Source organism: Rhizobium sp. NFACC06-2 (genome assembly GCF_900101425.1).
GTDB lineage: Bacteria > Pseudomonadota > Alphaproteobacteria > Rhizobiales > Rhizobiaceae > Agrobacterium > Agrobacterium leguminum.
Genome location: NZ_FMVA01000029.1, coordinates 15,753 through 35,088 on the forward strand (window position 1 = coordinate 15,753; position 19,336 = coordinate 35,088).

The following is a 19,336-nucleotide window of genomic DNA, read 5'->3' on the forward strand; positions in this document are numbered from 1 at the left end:
TGGTCGGCTGGCGTGACGCATCTCTGATATCCGACTCTAGCCCATGGGAACTAAAATTCGTTCTGCGCCCGTATCGCGTTGATTTCAGCGAGTCCGGTCGTGCCGCCATGTCTATATGAATCGAGATGCGATAGCCGATAGGAGTTCGACACCGCATGGTCGTTGATGTCGCTACGCTGACGTTCGCTGCGGATCATCCCGTTCACCGACAGGAGCGTCAGCGCGTCGGGGATCTTTTTGCGGCTGATGCCAGAGTACTCACTGATCTTGTCGTAGCTGAGATCGATGACGTTACGGTTGATATCGCGCCGGGAAACGAAAAGCAGATAGAGCTTCAGAGCGTCAAGCTCTGCGCGACTGCGCAGATGCAGGCGCTGGAAAAAGCTGACCTTGCCGGCAGTCGTGTAAAGACCCTTTGCCGGAAGCATCCCCCATCCTCTCACAGAGGTATCGAGGCGCGAAAGGCTCAGCACGCTTTGCTGAACTTCCTTGGCAATCAGTTCTCGCTCGACCAGAAGATCGAGGCCCCGAGCAATCTTGGCCCGGCTCAGACCCGAGATCAGGCCAATCTTATCGTAGGTCAATCTGGCCAATCCGAAGCTGTCGGTATGGTGTGCCGTCAGGATGTAGCAAACCAATGCGGCCACTTCGTCGGAACCTCCCCCGCCGTTCGACCAGCTGAACTGCTTGAGACCCTGATCTTCGATCCAGGCCGTGGGAACGGGAACCCATGTCCGCATCATGTCAACGACCTTTCACGACAGAGAGGATGGCATAAATTGCGTATACCGCCAGTCCGATGGCCGCGAGGCCAATTACAAAACCTTGGTGTTCGCTCGGGATCTGCAGAAGGGAGAAAAGCTGTGTCCAAAAGTCCGACATTTCGAAGCTCCGTGAATCGAAAATTTCCATTTCGAAAAAATAGAGCGGCGAAATCTTTCTTCATAGAGACAGCTCCTGGGCAATCTCGGTTGGCTGAGAAAGCAAGCATTTGAATTTTCATTCTAATATAGCCTTCGTACGTAGTTCAGGCAATCAATAAAGTAGTTCATGAAGCGTTTGTCATGAACTACATACTACGTCATTGGCGTAGTATAGTTTTGCGCGTCATCCACCTCGATTGTGAGCATCTCATGCGACGAAAAAAACGAGACGATCCCACAAAGGGTCTTAGCCCGGAGGACTTTTTCGACCTTGTTCAGCTCCCGCTGAAGCCAGAACTGACACCGGAAGATATTCGAACAATCCGACGATCCGTTGCCAGCTCGTGCAAGGAATTCGAACGTCTTTTTCAGGTGCCGGCAAGGACGATGGAAGCCTATGAGCAGGGGCGACGAAAACCTGACGCCGCAGCCCGAGCTCTCCTGGTTGTGATAGCGAAGGAACCGGAAGCGGCGAAGCGCGCGCTGTCGCCGTTGCCTCCCTGGGCTTTCTAATCCCCAGAGTGGTCTATCAGCCGATGTCGTGAATTGATGACCAGCAACGGGCAATCAGCGTCGTTTGCGCCACATGGACAGAGCGAAGCTTTTCACCGATCTGAAGACGGGCAAACGGCCCCTTCCCGGTTCGCGAACTGCGCTTCAGAAGCAGAGACACGACCAGGCTGATCATGTATGATCGGAAAGTCGCGTCGTATATTCAGAGTTCCTGGCCTTATAGACAACATCCTTTAGCGTTTCATCCCGATACGCGTTTGCGTTCGTCACGTGCCCGTTATAGCCGCCGACTTTACTCAAGATTGTGCCATTACGCCATACCAGCATCAGACCGCGTTCGCTGTTCCACGCACATTCGGCCTCCATCACCACATAGCGGTTCTCGTCTTCTCCTCGTCCGTTCTCTACAACCACCGGCCCTGGAGTGACATGTCTCCATATTTCGACGGGGGATGCCAGGGTTCCAATTTCTTCCTCAAGCCAATCCGGTTTTCCAGCTTCCTCGGAATAGTCCTTGTAATAGGCAAGGACGTGCCGAGCATCGGAATACCTGTCCGCCTTTGTGAGCGAAAGGAACGTTTCCAGGGCAGCAATGGATTCTGGATCGTCAAGGTCGGCGTCCACGAACTCAACTTCCGCGCCATCAAAATACGGAACGGTGATCATCGGCATTTTGCCTCCACTTTGGCTTGTCGCAAAAATTCCGCAGACCCCTTGAATACTCCCAGCAAGGACCCAGCAGAGATTCTCAGGACAATATAGAGCTGAATATCGAATTCCAGCAGGATTAAATCTTCTTTTCCGTCACACCTTAAACCGGCAAATTCGATGGACTTGCTCGATCAACATACGTTTTCCGGCCTAAGCGTGGGTCGCGCGGGACGGAAACGCGAATCAGATTTACCCGATAATCAACAGACTAGAGGGGCTAGGGGCCGCGGCACCCGCGCCGCGCCCGTCGGGCCCGGCTGCGTGTGGTTCTATGCGCAGGCCAAAGCAGATGACCGGTGGACGAAGGCCCATATGCGGCGGAAGACGGGCCTAGATGGAGTTTCTTTTCGCCAACGCGAAGTCCGTACTTTTGCGAATGCTGAAAGAAGGCTGTCGGCGTGGACTATTATTGTGCCAGTCAGAACAAAGAGAAGATCATCATGCCGGCGAAGGCTATGATCAGTACGATGTAGAACGGACGAAAGAGATAGAAGCGCTGCCAGTTCGTAAGGCCGAGAGCATTGATATGAACACGCTCGTCAAGCTTCAGATTGTCCATGCCGCTATCGACGGAAAAATCACCGCCGTTATTCTTGTAAAATCGGTATTCCCTGACCTGCGCGACAATTTGGTGAGCCGCCAGAAGAATGACCGCCACAAACGCAGCTGAAAAAAGCAAGATTTCCAATAATAGCAAAACTGGAAGACTCCTCTTTAATTCCCAGGGCAGGGATAAATAGCAGCCAGCGTCTCTATGACCAATGTCGACGCGCTCCCTTTGAGACGCTCCGGCGTGACGCTTCGAAGATGCGTGTATACGCGGTCTGTAAGCTCATGGGGGAGAACCGATCCGGCGCCACACCACCCCCGTCCCGCTGACAGCATCAGCCACCCCGACTATATAAGCATTACCGCGAGCGCGCGACTTGACACGACCAGCCTCGCTTTGCAGCGCGCCATCATCGGACTTTCCTTCGAGCGCCTCGATCAGTTCAGTCCCGCTAATTATCCAGTTGCGGCCCACATCGTTCCCAGTTTCTGCTGATGCAACATTGATAGCCAAACCTGTCCACAGTATCGCGGCGGGAAACGTTGCCCGGAATTGGTAAGCTGCTGTCATCTTCCTCTCCGTTGATCAGGCTGCCACCGGCGCTTTCCATGGCAGGCGGCTATTCGACATGACTGATCCAATGCACGCTGGAACGGGCAACATCAAATCGTGTATCGCTCATAGGCCTCGAGCAAGAATTGCTTGCCTTTCTCGGTCAAGCGCGACGCGTCAACGAATGCGGAAAACGAGCCGGCCTCATCTCGCATATTGCCAAGTTGGGCGATCATCTCGTTGCTCCCGAACACGACGTGAAAGCGCTCGCCAGCGGGCAGCCAAACAAAAAGCGGGCCTGGGGAGAACTCCAGAATGACGTCCTCATGGAAAACTTGAAAAAGACAGTCCCATGCGCGAACCGGATCGGTACAGGTCGTTCTCTCCGCCTGTTTGCCGAACTCGGCATGAAAGATAGTGACGGATCCGCCGGGAGTTCCAGCAATCGCTACCAGGGCAAGGAACGCGGCCCTGTCAAGAACATCAGGCAATATCTGAGCGCTGAACCCGCGTGCCTGAAGGAATGCGGGGCGCAGAAGGCGCTTTTCATCGAGCGCTATATCGAACACCGTATCCATTGTATTCCGCCATACATTTTGACAGGGTTTGTCGTGAAGCTCCCACGGTCTGTCCGAAAATATTCGAAATAGCCGGTTTCAGGTTTACCACAACATTGCAAAGCTTCCGTTGGTATACTTCAGACGATCAGCGCCACTCTCGGCAGGGCATGATAAAAACACGTAAGCCGGGCATAATGAAGCGCCAAGGGAACAACGCGATATTGAAGGCTGTGAGCGTTGCTGCGAAACAAAGGAGCGAAAACGCAGCCAGAATTTTCGCCAATCGCTTCCTCCAAATTTCCATCCGTTCTGGCTTTTTGCGAAGATCAATTCCGGCCGCAACACATGAACGGAAGATGCCTTCGGTCATCTGCTCTCTTTTCTTGTTTTTGCATTCTCCCCGCAATCACCGCGTAAAGACAGTCTTGCCTCGTGTGCGACCCTCGATCATGTCGCGTATCGCCTCGCGTGCTTCGGTCATCGGCACGAGGGACCCGACTTCAGGCTCGATTTTGTTCCGGATCAAGAACTGCATCATGGCGTTCATCTCTTCAAGCGTGCCCATGATGGTGCCGCGGATGTCGATCTGTTCGACGAAGATGCGCAGCAGATCGGTTTCCGCGGCGTGGCCTGTCGTGATGCCGTTGACCACTAAGGCACCTCCCCGTTTGACTGCCTTCAGGCTGTCTGCCCATGTTGCAGCCCCGATATTATCAACGACCGAGTCGACGCGGCGCGGCAGGGTGTCGCCATGCCGGAATATCCGGTTAGCACCAAGACGCTCAGCGATCGCTGCCCCTTCATCATTGCGAGTCTTGACCCACACTTCGAAGCCTGCAGCCCGACCCATCTGGATGAGGGCCGTGGACATGCCGCCCGAAGCCCCCTGCACGAGAAGGGTCTGGCCCGGGATCAGCCGTGATTTGGTGAAGAGCGAGCGATAGGCCGTGAGCCAGGCAGTGCCGAGCAGCGATGCATTGAGCGGGGACAGTCCTTCAGGAATAGGCACAGCGTTGCGCTTCGGAACAGCAACATAGTCAGCCATTGTTCCGGGCACGAGCTCGCTCAAGACGTGCCAGTGAGGGTCGATCGTTTCGTCGCCCTTCCAGCTATCTGTTCCCATGACCGGATAGAGCACGACGGACGTCCCGTCTTCGAGCAATCCTGCGGCGTCATTGCCCAAGATCATCGGAAACGGGATTGGCTCCTCTTGAGAGGTCATCCCCCGAAGGGTAAAGATGTCGTGCCGGTTCAGGCTGGCGTGTGTCACCTTCACTCGCACCCAGCCCTCCTTCACGATCGGGTCTGGACGCTCCCCGACGACAAGAGAGGAAAGAGGATCTTCGAAATTCGCTTCTTTTGCATAGACGGCGAACATGGTCATTCCTTTCAGGATGAGTTGGTAAGTTTGGAACTGCGCAAGAGCGCCAGGCGGGATGACGGTCAGTTGTCTGATCGCGTCGCCCGAGAGCGTTAAGTGGACGCGAGGTTCGCGTGCGTCGGGCGTGTTGGTCTTGACTTGAGCCCTCTGGTCGAGACCTGGCTCGCACGATGGCCGTTGAGGAAGCAGGATCGTCCTAAGGCATTTCTCCGGGCACTGCGTAGCGTCGAAAGCACCTGAGAGAATGATCGTTGACGATCCCGACTGCCTGCATCCACGCGTAGGTGATGGTCGGCCCGACAAACTTGAAACCACGCTGCTTTAATTCCTTGGAGATGGTCTCAGACAGAGATGTCCTTGCTACCCAGCTTTTTCCGTAACCAAGGACAGGCGCACCTCCCGTGAAAGACCAGCAGAATTCCGAGAAGTCCTCGCCGCGATTTTGCATGCCGCAGTAGATTGTGCGCCTTGGATGGTGGCTTGGATCTTGGCTCTGGCACGCACGATGCCAGGATCCGCCATCAGTCGCTCGACGTCTCCTTCGCCGAAAGCAGCGACCTTAGCTGGATCGAAATCTGCGAAGGCGGCCCGAAAGGCTTCACGCTTGCGCAGGATAGTGATCCAGGAAAGTCCTGCCTGAAACCCTTCCAGCATGAGCATTTCCCACAGCATCCGTGGATCGCATTGCGGGACGCCCCATTCTGCATCGTGATAGTCCCGCATCAACGGGTCGGTTTGGGCCCAACTGCAGCGCTCGCAAGAAAAAGTATCAGACACAATCAGGCCTCTCTTTTAGTCACCATGGCTGGATCTCCGGGTTGGGCATGGGTGCCGCCGCCCGTCCGGTGTATTAATCGGAGGAATGATGGACAGCCTCCAGATTGCAGCCATCGGGAGTGAGGACGAATGCAGCATAGTAGCCGGAATGATAATGTGAGCGGATGCCGGGAGGTCCGTTATTAGTTCCGCCTGCGGCCATTGCCGCTTCATAGAATGCATCGACAGCGTCACGATTGGGCGCAGTCAGGGCGATGTGCAGGTAGCCGCTGATCGGCTTGCCCTTGCCAATAAAGAGAAAAGGGCTTTCACTCCCGAAGCCGAAATGATCGGGCTCATCATCCGTTCCACCGTAAGCCACCAGGCGCTTTATCCCGAGCGGCGCCAGCGCCTGTTCGTAGAACCCACTTGAGCGCTGGATATCCGGTACGGAGATAGTGATGTGGTCAAGCATGTTCTTCTCCTTTCAGAAGGTTGTTTTGGAAGACCGTCATCGGCTGCTGTGGCGATCATTTGCCAGAAGAGATTGAGATCGATGAAGTGCGCTGGCGATGAGGACAAGGCATCGTCGAACCCACGGCGCCCGCCATTTTACGGACGCCGTGGGTTCAACCCTACACGGTCGGGATGGTCCCGCCGTCAACGACAAGCTCCGCGCCATGGATTGACGAGGCGCGATCCGAGGCCAAGAACGCAATTGCCTCGGCGACCTCAGAGGGTTCGGCCCCACGTCCGATCGGGATACCCCCGATCCACGCCATAACCGCTTGCCGTGCTTCCTCGTACGTGCCGCCATTGCTAGCCTGCATGCCTTTCACGAGATCAACGGCGCCCTCGGTCATGATCCAGCCGGGGCAGACGATGTTGATCCGGACGCCCTTTGGACCCAGTTCCTTGGATATGGACTTGCTGTAGGTCCTTAGTCCCGCCTTGGCCGCGGCATAGGCGGTGGTGTACTCAGGCAGAGGCAGCCTCGATTGGGTCGAGGTCACGTGAACCACTGCGCCATTGCCTCGCTCGATCATTTGAGGGATCAGGAGCCGATCAAGGCGAACCGTCGCTAGAAGGTTCAAGTTCAGCTCCGAGAGCCAGAGGTCATCTGTGAGCGCGACAAAGCCGCCGGGCGGCATAGCCGAACCACCGATGACATGGGCGAGAATGTCGATCCCGCCCAGTCGCTCAAGCGACGCTTTGGCCAGCGCTTCGCCGCCCTCCGCAGTCGTCAGGTCGGCCTGGACATATTCAACACCCTCTATCGGATCCTTGATCGTGCGGGCTGCCGTGATTACACGGGCGCCGCCCGCAAGGAAACGCTCGACCGTAGCGCGGCCCAGGCCTTTGGTGCCGCCGCTGATGAGTACGCGCTTGCCGGCGAACTCGTTGGGATCTGCCTGAATGCTCATACCGTGGTCTCCAGAACTTTGATGGCGTCATTTGCCAGCGTAAAGCGATAGGTGAAGCGGAGTGGGCTGCCGGGGAATTCACCATGAGCGGGCCCCTCAAGCACGACATTGCCGTCTTCTTCCCGAACAGCATCGGGCTCGAAGATCGCCTTCACCGCGATCGCTTCGTCCCTGAGTAGCTTACGGATCTCAGCCGATCCCTCGTAGCGCTTGCCGTTGTCGATGAAGACGGCATCGTTCGTGAAGTGTTTCATCATACCCTCAAGATCGAGACGGGCATTCGCCTCGACATAGTCGGCGATCGGCTTGGGTAGGTTCAGTGACATGTTCATCTCCTGGGTGGTGATGACGCCAACTTATCGGTGGACTTTTCGCCTGATAAGCAACATAAATCGCCACGGGGTATTGCGGAAAGCGGGACAATGACGCGCCATTCGTTGATTGAGCTTGAGGCGGTTCTTGCCATTGTTCGGTGCGGCTCTTTTCGCGCGGCGGCAACCGAACTTGGCATGTCGACCACCGCCATCAGCAATGCGGTAGGCAAGCTAGAGCGTCAGCTTGACGTGCGATTATTCAATCGTACGACGCGCAGCGTCTCACTCACCTATGCGGGGCGGATATTCGTTGCACAGGTTAAACCATCGCTTGAGGGCATTCAAAAAGCTATGAATACGGCGCGCTCCCAGCAGGAGACGCCTTCTGGCATACTGCGGATCAACGCATTCGCCACGGCAGCGCGCGAAATTATGGCGCCGCTGGTTTTAAGCTACTTACAGCGCTATCCGCAGGTTCATATCGATATCGTCACGGAAGGGCGGCTTGTCGATGTCGTGGCGGCGGGCTTTGATCTGGGAGTGCGCAGCGCGGATTTTGTGCCGAGCGACGCAATCGCCATCCCGCTGGGCAAGATGAGGCGGATGGCGATTGCCGCATCGCCCACCTTTTTCGAAAACAGGGCTGTCCCCCGAGTGCCGCAAGAACTGCTCTCTTATCCCTGCGTTCGCGGGCGGCTTCCCGATGGCACATTGCTCCGGTGGCGGTTCGAAAAGGGTGGAGAAGAACTGCAACTCGACGTCGAGGGGCCGATCACTCTCGACGAAGCATCCCTGGCGCGGATCGCGGTGACGAACGGCGTTGGGATCGGATATTTCATGGAAGCCGATGTGCGGGATGACTTCGCTGCAGGACGGCTTGTGCGCATTCTCGACGACTGGACTCCGCCGCTTGCGCCGTTGTGCCTCTATTACTACAATCGACGCAATTCCTCTGCGGCCTTTCAGGCCTTCATCGCGCTCGCGCGCGACTTCGCCGCCGGGCGGCTGGCATAGTAGCGGAAGCTGATCCTGTATCTGCGATTCGACCAGACACTCGCCTATCGGCCTATCCCAGCCTCAGACCTCCGTGCAGTAATGTCTCCCTTTGGCGCGAAGCGTCGTGGGGCGTGGACCGCGGAGAGCACCGGGTCGGCTGCCTGACAGTCGTCTTCGCCTTGAAAGGGTCAGAACCAACCACAATGTACTACAAAATTTCGACTTTAGAAAATCCATAGGCGCGCCAATAACTTGACCACCCTCGAACGACTGATTTGCGACCGCACCCGGACAGTGTGCTTTCAGATGATACCATCCGGGTAACGGCCGGATGAGAGGCTCATACCGCCCGGCGGCTTCCGAAACTATTTTCGTCCTTCCGGAAGCCGAACGATAATATCCAAGCTGTTGCGGCGCAGCGCCGGCGGTACGAATATGCTGTTGTCGACTGCCGAGCCGCGGGGCCACTTTGCACGTTCTGCGGGAGTATGAGATGCTGGCTTTTTCTTTATAGGGAGGTTGCAATGAACAGCGGGGAAGGAAGTAGCGAGGGTGTCTCTAACATCCCTGGCCCGGTGAAGAAGCCGGTCCTTTTAGCCAGCTACGCAGGAGGTCCAGTTACCTTGCACCTAGGCGAGAAGACTATCGTGGTAAGAGATGTCGTTCGCGCGGAGGTCTATTACTATGCGGAACAGGATCGGCGGACGTGGGTCTGGATCCAGACCAAGTCCGACGGCGGTGGCGACTATCTCCTCGGAACCGACGACACCGTACACTTCTCAACACCACGCAGCTGGAGTCCCTAATTTCGACTAACGCATCATGCATCTGGGCGACAGAACATTTACTTTTTTTGACGATGGTGCAAGCCGAATCCAGAACGCGCCCCCCATCGCGCCGCACTGATAGCATAGGCTCCGGCCGCAACTGCGGCCGACAATGCCGCAACGCGACGATTGCGTCGGCAGGGGAAGTCGGTGCGCTGGACCGTGACCGCGCGGTTCAGCCGACAGGAGAACAGGTCGCGGCCGTCGCTATTGCCATCACCAGAAGAAGGGATACACCAAGACTTGGGACAGGCCGCACACACAGGCCAGTAATATTGACGTTGGCAGCGGTTCTATGTGCACCGTCAGCCTGCATCATCAATTTACAATCACACGATTCGGCAAGCGACGGCTCTCTTTTTGGTCTCTTGCACCAACGCCCATACCAAGAGGAAAACCATCAGGCTCGCAAGATTCACAGTGCTTTGGCGAAGCGTTCCAGTTTGCCCAGCGTTTGCTGACCCAGCTCCACGGCGCCAAAACCCTTCGCTTGCTGGAACTCGGCTTCCGTGCTGAACACCATGCCCAGCACAACTTTCGTCGCGCCATCCTGATCTTCAAAAGAGGCCCAGGCGTCGGCATGTTTCGGCCCGTTTTCGCCCCACAGCAGCGTATAGGCGAGCCTCTCTTCGGGGCGGACCTCGACATAACGATGATGGTTCGGGAAGACTGTGCCGTCAGGGCCGATCATGTCAAAGACCCATTCCCCGCCGGCCCGCAGATCAATCCTCTTCGTGCGGCAGGAAAACCCTTCAGGGCCCCACCATTGCGGCAGCGTCTTGTCATTCATCCAGGCTTTCCAGACAATGTTTCGCGGCACTTTTATCGTTCGCTCCAGCACCATGGTTCGCCCGGCCACGCTGGCCAGATTGTTGAGACCGGCGCCGAAACCTTCTTGATAGCCATCGCGCATATCCTTCGCCAGAGAGGAAAGCTGCACCGTTACGGTCAAGCGGCTGCGCTCTTCCGTCGCCTGAAAATCGGCGGTCACCAGCGCTGCCGACTGGGTTATGCCGCCGGATGAGACCACCTCGTAATTGACGCTGCGGCGGGTTGGCTGCAGCTCCAGCCAGCCGCATTCACAGCAAATATCCGGTTGGCCGGCGACCTTGCAGAGCGACACTTCGCGACCACCCAGCCTGCTGTCCGCCTCCAGGAACTCCACGGTGACCGAGGGCGAGGGCGAGGGAGAGGGAGAGGCCCACACCGCCCGGGCGGCGGGTGACAGCCAGACCTGCCAGAGAGCCGATAGCGGAACGGCAATTTCCCGTTCGAAGCTGAGCGTTGCAAAACGGTCTTGCCGCTGATGCGGTTCAGCGTGTGCGCTTTCCTGATCCGGTTTCGTTGTCATTCTGTATCCTCCTTCATGGCCTGCATTGCAAATGCCTCCAGCCGGTTAAGCCGGCTCTCCCACACGGCCCGCTGCTCATCGAGCCATGTGCTTACCGGCTCCAGCGCTTCCGGCACGATGGCGCAGGTGCGCACCCGCCCATCCTTGGACGTGACGATCAGCCCCGCCTCCTCCAGCACGGAAAGGTGCCGCATGACCGTGGGCAGACGCAGCCCCGTGGGAGCGGAGAGTTCCATGACCGGTGCCGGACCGCCGCCGAGGCGAGCCAGAATCGCCCGCCGCGTCGGATCGGCCAGAGCCTGGAAGATCAGTGAAAGTTCCTGATCATGCTTAGTCATATTGCTAACTATCATGTTTCATCGTGATGGGGCAAGCAGAAACTTAGCATATCGACTAAGTTTTATCAGGCAAGGGATGCAGCGAGAAACGATCCATCAAAAGTTGCAGAAAATGATTGACTCTCGCACCCATGTGAGTGAGCTTCGCCAGGAAAATGACGGGGAACATAACAAATCATCATGTCGCCAGACCGCTTCAACGAATGCCTGCGGGTTATCCGCTGGACGCCAATCAATATTGCCTCTGCCCTGCAATGCGAGCTCTCATGGATCGAAGCGCTGGAAGCCGGCAATGAAGCCGTTCCCGATGGCCTTGCAACATGGCTGGAAACGCTGGCGCAAGCCCATGAAGCCCTGCCGCCGCCTTCGACCTACCGGGGAAAACGGTCGTCGTTCTGACATGGGCAACAATTGAAAACCTTCACCAACGATCGGATCATACCAATGAAATCCCTCATCGCAGCCCTTGGCCTCATCGCCGTCTCAAGCCCTGCCTTCGCAGCTTCCTGCGAGAAGAACTTCACCGTTTCCGGCGTGCCGATGGTGACCGCCGTTTCTTACAAATCATGGCAGGAATTGCCGAAAGCCAAGGCGCCCGCGGTGCTTCAAAAGCTTGCACAGGCCGTCGCTGCTGAAGGTTTTTCAGGTATCCAGGTCAACAAGGCGCTCTCGTCCATCGATGCCCATCAGGAAACTAGCGGCAGCGGCAGAATCCAGACGCTGCGAGTGGTGGCACGGCAGAAAGGCAATGCCGTGCGGATCGATGCTGTTTTCAATATTCAGGCGGGACAGATCGCCGACAAGAACGTTATTCGCGAGGGCATCTGCAATATCATTAAGGGCGTGTGAAGCACCGCAGATAAAATGACCCTTCGCTTTCGACGGGCGGGGCACGCCACATCCTGCCTGACTGTGCCGCCTATGAGGCGGTTCGTCCGACAGGGCCGTTGACCGAAGGCTGTTCCTTGAGACGCGGCTCCGGGCATCATTGCCCGGGCTTTCGGCATGACATTCCTTCTCTCGAAAAACGCCTGGCAATGACCACTTGCTAAGCAACTTTTGCGTGCTTAAAAGGCATCCAATATCAGTTCGTTAGAGAGGACTCACTTCGTGGAACAGGAAAACATCCAGACCGGTAAGGGTCGGCGCAGGGCGCTTTGGGCGGCAGTTGCGATTATTGCCGTTGCTGCCGCAGGCGTCATCGGCGGCAAGACCTTCTACGAAGCAAAGGTGAAGGAGCTGGTTGCCCGCAGCGGTGCGACGGCCACTTCCATCGAGGTCGATTTTCTCGGGAAAATTCATGTTCGCGATCTAACGCTGCCGCTTGAAGAGGGCAGGAATATCAAGATCGCGGCTATTGATGGACGTCCGAAACTTCCGTTCCTGGATGGCGCGTTGGACATGAACACCATCGACATCGATGTGCCGACCGGAAAGATTTCGATGGCGCAGGCCCGCGTCGAGAATGCCGCATTCGAAAAGCCGGCACAGGCGGAAGGAAACGGCGGCTCCCTGCCCCGGCGCATCGAGCGCTTCGCGGCGACAAGCATCTCCACGCCGGAGGTGACGTTTACCCAGTCCGTCGCGACCACCGAGCAGAAGACCGTTTACAGGAACGTCACGCTCTCCGAGATCGCCGGCGGCCGCATTGCCCGATACTCTATCGACAATGGCAGCTACGACATCAAGATGCAGCTTCCCGACAGCGAAGGCGCGATGAAGGACAAGCATATGGTCGTGTCGACCGGCGCGATCGCCGGCCAGGACATCGACGTCGCTTATCTCGCCCGGCTATATACGGAAAAGGCGGGCCCGGACGACAAGGAAGCGAAGCCGCTCTACGGGCCGGTCTCCATCAAGGCGGTTTCTTTCTCTGAAGGAGACGGTCATTTCAGCTACGATGAAATCCGCAGCGATGGCTTCACCGCCCGCATGCCGTCCGAACCGCTGCTGGATACCCTCAAAACGCTGACGACCACCCAAGATCCTGACGAGCTTTCACCGGAGGCGCGCCAGGCGCTTTTCGCAAAGGTCGTGTCCATTCTCGACATGGTCGGCAAGAGCAACATGCAGTTCATCGGCCTCAAGGCCGACGCGCCGGACGAAAAGGAAGGGGCGGCCGGCAAAAGGGTCAAGGCCGCCATCGACCGCATCGACATGCAGATGGACAGCCGCACGCTCGACTTCGGCTTGAATGGCATGTCGATCGGCGATGGCGACAGCAGGATCGAAGTCGCGGAAGCGAGCCTCAAGGGCTTCGACTGGAGTTCGACGATCAAGGGAATTTCCGAGATCATCGCGCTCGACGAGACGCAGATGGAGACCTTCCAGTTCAATCGCCTGATACCGGAACTTGGCCGGGTGCGCGTTGGCGGCATCAACGTCGATATCGCCGCGCCGGAAAAGACGGAGGAGGAGACGGAGGAAGAAACGGCCGGGACGCCGGAACGCATCAAATTCTCGCTCAAGAATTTCGAGATGGGGCTGACCAAGCCCTTCAACGGCATTCCGACCGATATCGAGATCAGGCAGGACGAGCTCACGCTTCCGATCCCTGCAGACTCGACGGAGGAGGTTTTCGTCGAAGCCCGCAAACTGGGTCTCGAAACGCTGGCCTTCTCTTATGGCCTTGCCGCCGGCTGGGACGAACCGAACAGCAATCTGGTGATCCGCGATATCTCGCTCAGCAGCAAGGATTTCGGCAGCGTCAATTTTGCCGGTCTGGTAAGCGGCTTTACGGAAGAGTTCTTCTCTTTTGACGTCAATCGCGCGCAGGCGGCGCTCTTCGGGCTTGCCGGCCGCGAAGTGAAGCTCACGATCAAGGACGAAGGTTTGATGGCCAAGGCGATCAAGCTTTATGCCCTGCAGAACGACATGACGGAAGATCAGGTACGCGCCACTCTCACTCTGGTGGCGAGCATGATGCTGCCGCAGGTGGCAGCTGAACAGCCGAAGCTGCAAAACGCCGTGCAAGCGCTCGTCCAGTTCATCAGCAAACCCGGTACCCTGACGGTAACGGTCAAATCCACCGGCGCAAACGGTCTCGGCATTTTCGATCTGGTTGCCGCCTCCGACAACCCGATGGGGCTTCTCGACAAGGTCGATATTCAGGCAACGGCCGAATAAATCCGGCGATTTCCGCCCCTTCAGTGGCTGCACAGGCCTTAGCTAGTGCAGCCACTCGCAACTATAGGCCAGCACCGGCTCGGCAAAGCCTTTCAGCCTGTAACGATCGCCATGCACGAGGACATCGGCGCCGCCATATTCCTGAAAAGTCTTGTCCGATATCAGGATCTGGTCGCTCTCGGCGGCTGCACAAAGCCTTGCCGCCAATTGCACGGTCGTGCCGAAGAAATCATTGCTGTCTTCGATAGGCTCCCCGCAATCCAGACCGATACGGATGTGGATGGGCTCGCCCCTGTCGCTGTTGTAACGATGGAACTCGCGCTGGATATCGATGGCGCAATCCACCGCAAAAGGAGTGGAGGAGAACACGGCCATTATGCCATCGCCGGTGTGCTTGACCTCCCGTCCCGCGCGCCGCCCCAGACAACCGCGCACGAGGGCATCGTGGGCCCGGATGAGTTCCGCCGCCATGCGATCGCCGAGGCGGGCCGTCATTTCGGTTGAGCCGACAATGTCCGTGAAAAGGATCGCGCGGTGGCCGGGGTCCATATTTTTCGAGACGGCCCCGGGTGCTACCGGATCCTGTATTCGCCCGAGAAACGCTTCCACGGCCGACAGCGCGACCTCCACCACCTCGCTGGCGACGAAGCCGTGCGCTTCGCGATGCACGCACTGCGCGGTTTCAGCGTCCGGCGCGTCCATAAGGCAAAAGGCCGTGCCGCGCCTTTCATCGAACCAGTAGGTCAAAAACCTGACGCCGTACCGATCCTGAATGTTGATATCTTTAAGATGTGCCGCGGCGATATCGGCAGCGGAAACGCCGGCAAGCTCGTGCCGGTCCATGAAGATAGGCATTGGTTTCCTCCCAAGAGTATATCGTTGCCTCCTCTGCCAGCCATTTTATGACTTCGCCGAATTGCCGTCCATCGTTCTTACGGGTGACGCCGCACAGGGCGGGAACACCGGAAAGGGCGATATTCGTTCGCGTTAGCACTCGCGACAGCCGCAGCGACTTACCTGCGTTTGACCATGCGCCGAAGCAGGGAGCGGGATCTGGCCTTGCGGGGAATGAGGTGGATATCGCTGACCAGCTTTGCGCCGCCGTCCCGGCGCTCCAAGGTTATCTTCCGGCTATGGAAGGCCTCCAGTTCGGCACGATGCGCCACGCTGATGATGGTAGCGTCGGGCAACTCATCGATCACCGTCTGCATCATCCTGTCCTGGCTTTTTTCGTCGAGAGCCGCAGTCGCCTCGTCCATGACGATGATATCCGGGTCGTTAAGCAGCAGGCGAGCAAAGGTCAGCCGCTGTTTTTCACCGCCCGACAGCGTCTGGTCCCACGGCGCCTCCTCTTCCACCTTGTCTTTGAGATGGCCGAGACCAACCTTGTCGAGAGCTTCTCCTATCTCTTCGAACGTCCAGCTCTCGGCCGCCTGCGGATAGCAGACCGCCCGGCGAAGGGTGCCGGAGGGCACATATGGCCGCTGCGGCAACATGAAAAGCCGGCTGCCGGCCCGAAAACTGACGCTGCCCCCGCCCCACGGCCAAAGGCCCGCGATTGCCCGCACAAGCGTGCTTTTACCGGATCCGGATTCGCCTGCGACGAGCACTCTTTCTCCCCGCCCGATTTCCACATCGGTCTCCTTGACGACGGCCGTGCCGTCGCCGAGCGACACCGAAACATCCTTGAGGCTGAGCATCGTTTCGCCTTCCGTTTCACCGCGCACGATCCGGCCGAGCTTATCGCTCTGTTCGGCCCGCTCCAGCCCGTCAAGCGACATCATCAGGGAGGCAACGCGGCGTGCACAGGCATTCCAGTCCGCCAGCCGGGGATAGTTGTCGACCAGCCAGCCGAAGGCGGATTGAACGATGGTGAAAGCGGATGCCGCCTGCATGACCTGGCCGAGAGACATGCTTCCATCGAGAAATTTCGGCGCGCAGAGAAGAAGCGGAACAACGGGCGCGATCAACATCGATCCATGCGACACGACCGTGGTGCGCATATATTGCTGCGCCATCTGCTTCCATTGGTGCCGGACATTGCGGAACCTCCTGTCGAGGTCGCTCCGTTCTTCCTCTTCGCCGCCAAGCAGGGCGATGCTTTCCCCGTTTTCCCGGACACGGGTGAGCGTGTAACGGAATTCCGCCTCCAGCTGGTTCTTGACCTCGGAGACCCGGACGAAGTTCCGGCCGATCAACGCGATGGAACTGGATGTGATGAGCGCATAGATCACCGCCGCGATCACCAGAAAACCGGGTATCGTGACCGATAAGCCGCCGATCGGCAGCGTCAGCGCGCCGCCAATCGTCCACAGAACGACGATAAAGGTGGACGCCGATACGAAGGCGGCAATGACGCCCGCCACAAAATCCACGGGCGCTTCGGTGGCGATCCGCATATCTTCCGACAGCCTCGCCTCCGGATTTTGATGGTCGCCGTCGATCAGGTTGAGCTGGTAATAGCGGCCATTTGCAATCCATCGGGAGACCAGCACCTTGGTCAGCCACGACCGCCAGCGCCGCTGAATACGCATTCTGACGTAAACCTGCGAGGTCACAATAAAAACGCTTCCGAGAACCAGCGGCGGGAAGATGGAAGCGAGAAAGTAGACCGTCGATGCATCCCGTTTTTCAATCGCGTCGAAAATCCCGCGATTCCAGACGTTGATGCCATATTGAAAACCGACATTGACGCCGATCATAGCGAGAAGCCCGATGGAGAACGGCCAGGCAAGCCCGTCCCCACGGCGGCTCCAGAACCCCCGCGCGCTGATCAGGAAGCGCTTCAGAAGATATCGCTTGCGAGCCTCTTCGGCCTGCTGCGGCGTCAAACCCGCAGCGGGCTCCAATTCCTCCGGCGGAAGGGGATCATCGGGTGCGTCGTTGGCATGAACATTTTCTGCACCCTTTTGGCCGGTGCCATCGATCGGGTTCGGTTTTGCGTCAGCATCGGTCATGAATGCATAAACGGATGACCGTTTGAAAAGTTGCCGGCCCGGGACGCTAGTGATCCCGGTTTTTTCTCCAGTTCAGCAGATAGCCAAATCCCGGTCCGAGCAGAGCGCCGGCGATGACCCATTCCATCGGGCCGAGCGAAATCGCCGCCGCCGCTGCTCAGCGCGTGCATCCGGCCATGCACGGATATGGGAACCTTTCGTCCCGCTCTGCGCTCTTATCCCTGAGGGAGCAGTTCAATGGACACGCGCGTCAGACATCGCAGAACCTCAATTGCGGGGGTAGAGACCTTCTACAGGGAGGCTGGGTCGCAGGATGCGCCGGTCATTCTGCTGCCGCACGGCTATCCCTGCTCATCCTTCGAGTTCCGAAACCTCATGCCCAGATTGGCCGACAGATGGCGGCTGATCGCACCCGATTTTCCGGGATTCGGCTATAGCGGCAATCCCGAAACCTTTTCCTATAGCTTTGACGGTTATGCCAGCTGGCTTAACGCTTTTGTCGAGACGCTGGGTCTCGATCGTTTTGTGCTCTACCTGCACGACTTCGGCTCTCCCATAGGCGCAAGGCTTGCCATGATGAAGCCGGATCGCATCGTGGGACAGATCATCCAGAATGGCGATATTCCCTATGAAGACGCGCTGGGGCCGAAATATGCCGATATCGAAAAGTTCTGGTCGCTGCCTGCAGACCAGATGCGCGCCGCATTTCGCGATGCCGTCATCGAAGAGAATTTTCGGGACGAGTTTCTGAATAACGTCCGGCCAGAGCTTACCGAACTCATTCCTCCTGACCTCTGGCAATTGCACTGGAGCCTTATGACCGAAAGGAGGAAGGATATCGCAGCAGACCTACTTTCTGACCTCAAGGCGAATCGCGACTGGTTTCCGATCCACCGCCGCTACCTGCAAACCTGTCGGCCGCCGACCGTCATCATCTGGGGACCGCAGGATCACTACATGCCCGAGCGCTCCGCCCGCGCCTATCTTCGCGACATGCCCGATGCCGAGCTTCATCTGCTGGACGGAGGACACTGGCTCCTGGAAACAAACCTGGAGGAAGTCATCCCCCTGATCAGGAGCTTTCTTGATCGCATCCACCACTGATGGGGCCACGCTTTCATCGCGCCCTCATTCAGACCGCCGGTCCCCAATGGCATCCTCCCCGCGCGAATGGCGCGGCAAATGTTGTGCGATGCACAAATTTCGGAGGAATAGGCATGAAATTCGGATTTCTAGATACATATCATCCGGGAAAAACCGTCTAAAACTCTCTCAACTCAAGGAGAGACGTCATGACGGACACAACATCGCAGTTTGATGGGGTAGCTATCCCCCTGGAAACCACAGAAGAACCCGCATGGACGGCTGCGACCTGGTTCGCTGTTCTTTCCATGGCGGCCACCAGCTTTGCGCTGGTATCGGCCGAGTTCCTGCCGGCGGGCCTGTTGACGCCCATGGCGCGCGATCTTGGCATCACAGAAGGCACGGCCGGACAGGTCGTCACCGCCACCGCCTCCGTAGGCGCGGTGACGGCCCTGTTGAGCAATGTTCTGATAGGTAAGCTGAACCGCAAGACCGTGCTTGTCGGTCTTAGCGCGCTGGCGATCGCCTCCAACATTCTGGCATCGGTTGCCGCCGATTTCTGGCTATTGCTGTTGGGCCGGGCCGGGCTGGGTATTGCACTCAGCGGTTTCTGGGCGCTGTCGGTTGCCGTTGTGGCGCGGCTTGTCGGCGCAAATTCGACCGGGCGCGGCATGGCTATCGTTACCCTCGGCGTTTCGCTTGCCACCATTGCAGCTCCTTCGATGGGCGCCCTGATCAGCGACTGGCTGGGATGGCGCATCGCCATGTCGATGACGGCGGGACTTGCCATAGTTGCCATGCTGCTTCAGATACTCAGCCTGCCGTCACTGCCGGCAAGCACAAGCAACAGTCTTTCCGATGTCCTTGGATTGACGCGGCGCCGCAGCGTTCAGCTCGGTATGCTTGCCATCCTGTTGCTGATGACGGGGCATTTTGCAGGCTCGGTCTATGTGCGTCCCTTCCTCGAAAAGGTC

21 protein-coding genes and 1 pseudogene are annotated in these 19,336 nt (G+C 57.8%); 7 read left to right on the top strand and 15 right to left on the bottom strand.

The window, feature by feature from the left end:
• Positions 1-50 precede the first annotated feature (50 nt).
• Both F3H58_RS27675 and F3H58_RS26510 read right to left on the bottom strand, forming a co-directional pair.
• Positions 51-743, bottom strand: coding sequence for a hypothetical protein (locus F3H58_RS27675; protein WP_286170168.1), 693 nt, complete (start codon positions 741-743; stop codon positions 51-53).
• Between the two features lie 864 nt (positions 744-1,607).
• Complete coding sequence (locus F3H58_RS26510; protein WP_149744379.1) at positions 1,608-2,108, bottom strand: DUF6985 domain-containing protein; 501 nt, start codon at positions 2,106-2,108, stop codon at positions 1,608-1,610.
• Between the two features lie 373 nt (positions 2,109-2,481).
• Here F3H58_RS26510 and F3H58_RS27375 point away from each other — a divergent pair, with 373 nt between their 5' ends.
• Entirely contained in the window at positions 2,482-2,817 is a 336-nt protein-coding gene (locus F3H58_RS27375) for a hypothetical protein (protein WP_188129094.1), read from the top strand.
• Between the two features lie 44 nt (positions 2,818-2,861).
• Here the strand turns inward: F3H58_RS27375 and F3H58_RS27785 are convergent, their stop codons facing one another.
• The 9 genes and pseudogenes from F3H58_RS27785 to F3H58_RS26555 all read right to left on the bottom strand — a co-directional run bounded on the left by F3H58_RS27785 (position 2,862) and on the right by F3H58_RS26555 (position 7,696).
• Positions 2,862-3,032 (bottom strand): Rap1a/Tai family immunity protein, encoded by a 171-nt coding sequence (locus tag F3H58_RS27785; RefSeq protein ID WP_210246933.1) that lies wholly within the window; start codon positions 3,030-3,032, stop codon positions 2,862-2,864.
• Positions 2,980-3,267: a hypothetical protein gene (locus F3H58_RS26520; RefSeq protein ID WP_210246934.1), complete on the bottom strand. Its 288-nt coding sequence runs from the start codon at positions 3,265-3,267 to the stop codon at positions 2,980-2,982. Before F3H58_RS26520 ends, F3H58_RS27785 begins: the two co-directional genes overlap by 53 nt.
• Positions 3,268-3,359: 92 nt before the next feature.
• Positions 3,360-3,827: a hypothetical protein gene (locus F3H58_RS26525; RefSeq protein ID WP_149744381.1), complete on the bottom strand. Its 468-nt coding sequence runs from the start codon at positions 3,825-3,827 to the stop codon at positions 3,360-3,362.
• Positions 3,828-3,954: 127 nt separating this feature from the next.
• Positions 3,955-4,179, bottom strand: coding sequence for a hypothetical protein (locus F3H58_RS26530; protein ID WP_149744382.1), 225 nt, complete (start codon positions 4,177-4,179; stop codon positions 3,955-3,957).
• Positions 4,180-4,215: 36 nt separating this feature from the next.
• Positions 4,216-5,187 (bottom strand): zinc-binding dehydrogenase, encoded by a 972-nt coding sequence (locus F3H58_RS26535; protein WP_149744383.1) that lies wholly within the window; start codon positions 5,185-5,187, stop codon positions 4,216-4,218.
• 199 nt (positions 5,188-5,386) lie between these two features.
• Positions 5,387-5,973 (bottom strand): annotated as a pseudogene (locus F3H58_RS26540) (DNA-3-methyladenine glycosylase I).
• A 67-nt stretch (positions 5,974-6,040) separates the two neighbouring features.
• On the bottom strand, positions 6,041-6,421 hold the full coding sequence (locus F3H58_RS26545; protein WP_149744384.1) for a VOC family protein: 381 nt from the start codon (positions 6,419-6,421) through the stop codon (positions 6,041-6,043).
• Between the two features lie 160 nt (positions 6,422-6,581).
• Positions 6,582-7,370, bottom strand: a complete 789-nt coding sequence (locus tag F3H58_RS26550) for an SDR family oxidoreductase (RefSeq protein WP_149744385.1) — start codon at positions 7,368-7,370, stop codon at positions 6,582-6,584.
• Positions 7,367-7,696 (bottom strand): nuclear transport factor 2 family protein, encoded by a 330-nt coding sequence (locus F3H58_RS26555; RefSeq protein ID WP_149744386.1) that lies wholly within the window; start codon positions 7,694-7,696, stop codon positions 7,367-7,369. The genes F3H58_RS26550 and F3H58_RS26555 overlap by 4 nt, the downstream gene beginning before the upstream one ends.
• A 96-nt stretch (positions 7,697-7,792) precedes the next feature.
• On the opposite strand from F3H58_RS26555, the gene F3H58_RS26560 reads away from it, so the two are divergent.
• The gene (locus tag F3H58_RS26560) at positions 7,793-8,698 is read left to right on the top strand and encodes a LysR family transcriptional regulator (protein ID WP_149744387.1); all 906 of its coding nucleotides are present in this window, start codon (positions 7,793-7,795) and stop codon (positions 8,696-8,698) included.
• A gap of 1,224 nt (positions 8,699-9,922) precedes the next feature.
• Here the strand turns inward: F3H58_RS26560 and F3H58_RS26565 are convergent.
• Both F3H58_RS26565 and F3H58_RS26570 read right to left on the bottom strand, forming a co-directional pair.
• Positions 9,923-10,858 carry an SRPBCC family protein gene (locus F3H58_RS26565; RefSeq protein ID WP_149744388.1) on the bottom strand — a complete coding sequence of 312 codons (936 nt, stop codon included), beginning with the start codon at positions 10,856-10,858 and terminating at the stop codon, positions 9,923-9,925.
• Positions 10,855-11,196, bottom strand: coding sequence for an ArsR/SmtB family transcription factor (locus tag F3H58_RS26570; RefSeq protein WP_188129095.1), 342 nt, complete (start codon positions 11,194-11,196; stop codon positions 10,855-10,857). The genes F3H58_RS26565 and F3H58_RS26570 overlap by 4 nt, the downstream gene beginning before the upstream one ends.
• A gap of 180 nt (positions 11,197-11,376) precedes the next feature.
• On the opposite strand from F3H58_RS26570, the gene F3H58_RS26575 reads away from it, so the two are divergent.
• The 3 genes from F3H58_RS26575 (at position 11,377) to F3H58_RS26585 (ending at position 14,322) form a co-directional block, all read left to right on the top strand.
• Positions 11,377-11,595, top strand: a complete 219-nt coding sequence (locus F3H58_RS26575; RefSeq protein WP_003521599.1) for a hypothetical protein — start codon at positions 11,377-11,379, stop codon at positions 11,593-11,595.
• A 45-nt stretch (positions 11,596-11,640) separates the two neighbouring features.
• On the top strand, positions 11,641-12,045 hold the full coding sequence (locus tag F3H58_RS26580) for a hypothetical protein (RefSeq protein WP_149744390.1): 405 nt from the start codon (positions 11,641-11,643) through the stop codon (positions 12,043-12,045).
• A 261-nt stretch (positions 12,046-12,306) separates the two neighbouring features.
• Entirely contained in the window at positions 12,307-14,322 is a 2,016-nt protein-coding gene (locus F3H58_RS26585; protein WP_149744391.1) for an aq_1923 C-terminal domain, read from the top strand.
• Positions 14,323-14,364: 42 nt separating this feature from the next.
• Here F3H58_RS26585 and F3H58_RS26590 read toward each other — a convergent pair whose 3' ends face one another.
• The gene (locus tag F3H58_RS26590) at positions 14,365-15,177 is read right to left on the bottom strand and encodes a nickel-binding protein (protein ID WP_104680067.1); all 813 of its coding nucleotides are present in this window, start codon (positions 15,175-15,177) and stop codon (positions 14,365-14,367) included.
• Positions 15,178-15,335: 158 nt separating this feature from the next.
• Entirely contained in the window at positions 15,336-17,279 is a 1,944-nt protein-coding gene (locus F3H58_RS26595; RefSeq protein ID WP_149744392.1) for an ABC transporter ATP-binding protein/permease, read from the bottom strand.
• A gap of 237 nt (positions 17,280-17,516) precedes the next feature.
• Here F3H58_RS26595 and F3H58_RS26600 point away from each other — a divergent pair, with 237 nt between their 5' ends.
• Both F3H58_RS26600 and F3H58_RS26605 read left to right on the top strand, forming a co-directional pair.
• Positions 17,517-18,383, top strand: coding sequence for an alpha/beta fold hydrolase (locus F3H58_RS26600; RefSeq protein WP_149744393.1), 867 nt, complete (start codon positions 17,517-17,519; stop codon positions 18,381-18,383).
• 188 nt (positions 18,384-18,571) lie between these two features.
• A partial coding sequence (locus tag F3H58_RS26605) for an MFS transporter (RefSeq protein ID WP_149744394.1) occupies positions 18,572-19,336 on the top strand: 765 nt, incomplete at its 3' end.

Coding starts and splice junctions, on each gene's coding strand:
- F3H58_RS27675 (WP_286170168.1), bottom strand. CDS start 743: ATGATGCGGACATGGGTTCCCGTTCCCACGGCCTGGATCGAAGATCAG.
- F3H58_RS26510 (WP_149744379.1), bottom strand. CDS start 2,108: ATGCCGATGATCACCGTTCCGTATTTTGATGGCGCGGAAGTTGAGTTC.
- F3H58_RS27375 (WP_188129094.1), top strand. CDS start 2,482: ATGGAGTTTCTTTTCGCCAACGCGAAGTCCGTACTTTTGCGAATGCTG.
- F3H58_RS27785 (WP_210246933.1), bottom strand. CDS start 3,032: ATGCTGTCAGCGGGACGGGGGTGGTGTGGCGCCGGATCGGTTCTCCCC.
- F3H58_RS26520 (WP_210246934.1), bottom strand. CDS start 3,267: ATGACAGCAGCTTACCAATTCCGGGCAACGTTTCCCGCCGCGATACTG.
- F3H58_RS26525 (WP_149744381.1), bottom strand. CDS start 3,827: ATGGATACGGTGTTCGATATAGCGCTCGATGAAAAGCGCCTTCTGCGC.
- F3H58_RS26530 (WP_149744382.1), bottom strand. CDS start 4,179: ATGACCGAAGGCATCTTCCGTTCATGTGTTGCGGCCGGAATTGATCTT.
- F3H58_RS26535 (WP_149744383.1), bottom strand. CDS start 5,187: ATGTTCGCCGTCTATGCAAAAGAAGCGAATTTCGAAGATCCTCTTTCC.
- F3H58_RS26545 (WP_149744384.1), bottom strand. CDS start 6,421: ATGCTTGACCACATCACTATCTCCGTACCGGATATCCAGCGCTCAAGT.
- F3H58_RS26550 (WP_149744385.1), bottom strand. CDS start 7,370: ATGAGCATTCAGGCAGATCCCAACGAGTTCGCCGGCAAGCGCGTACTC.
- F3H58_RS26555 (WP_149744386.1), bottom strand. CDS start 7,696: ATGTCACTGAACCTACCCAAGCCGATCGCCGACTATGTCGAGGCGAAT.
- F3H58_RS26560 (WP_149744387.1), top strand. CDS start 7,793: ATGACGCGCCATTCGTTGATTGAGCTTGAGGCGGTTCTTGCCATTGTT.
- F3H58_RS26565 (WP_149744388.1), bottom strand. CDS start 10,858: ATGACAACGAAACCGGATCAGGAAAGCGCACACGCTGAACCGCATCAG.
- F3H58_RS26570 (WP_188129095.1), bottom strand. CDS start 11,196: ATGACTAAGCATGATCAGGAACTTTCACTGATCTTCCAGGCTCTGGCC.
- F3H58_RS26575 (WP_003521599.1), top strand. CDS start 11,377: ATGTCGCCAGACCGCTTCAACGAATGCCTGCGGGTTATCCGCTGGACG.
- F3H58_RS26580 (WP_149744390.1), top strand. CDS start 11,641: ATGAAATCCCTCATCGCAGCCCTTGGCCTCATCGCCGTCTCAAGCCCT.
- F3H58_RS26590 (WP_104680067.1), bottom strand. CDS start 15,177: ATGCCTATCTTCATGGACCGGCACGAGCTTGCCGGCGTTTCCGCTGCC.
- F3H58_RS26595 (WP_149744392.1), bottom strand. CDS start 17,279: ATGACCGATGCTGACGCAAAACCGAACCCGATCGATGGCACCGGCCAA.
- F3H58_RS26600 (WP_149744393.1), top strand. CDS start 17,517: ATGGACACGCGCGTCAGACATCGCAGAACCTCAATTGCGGGGGTAGAG.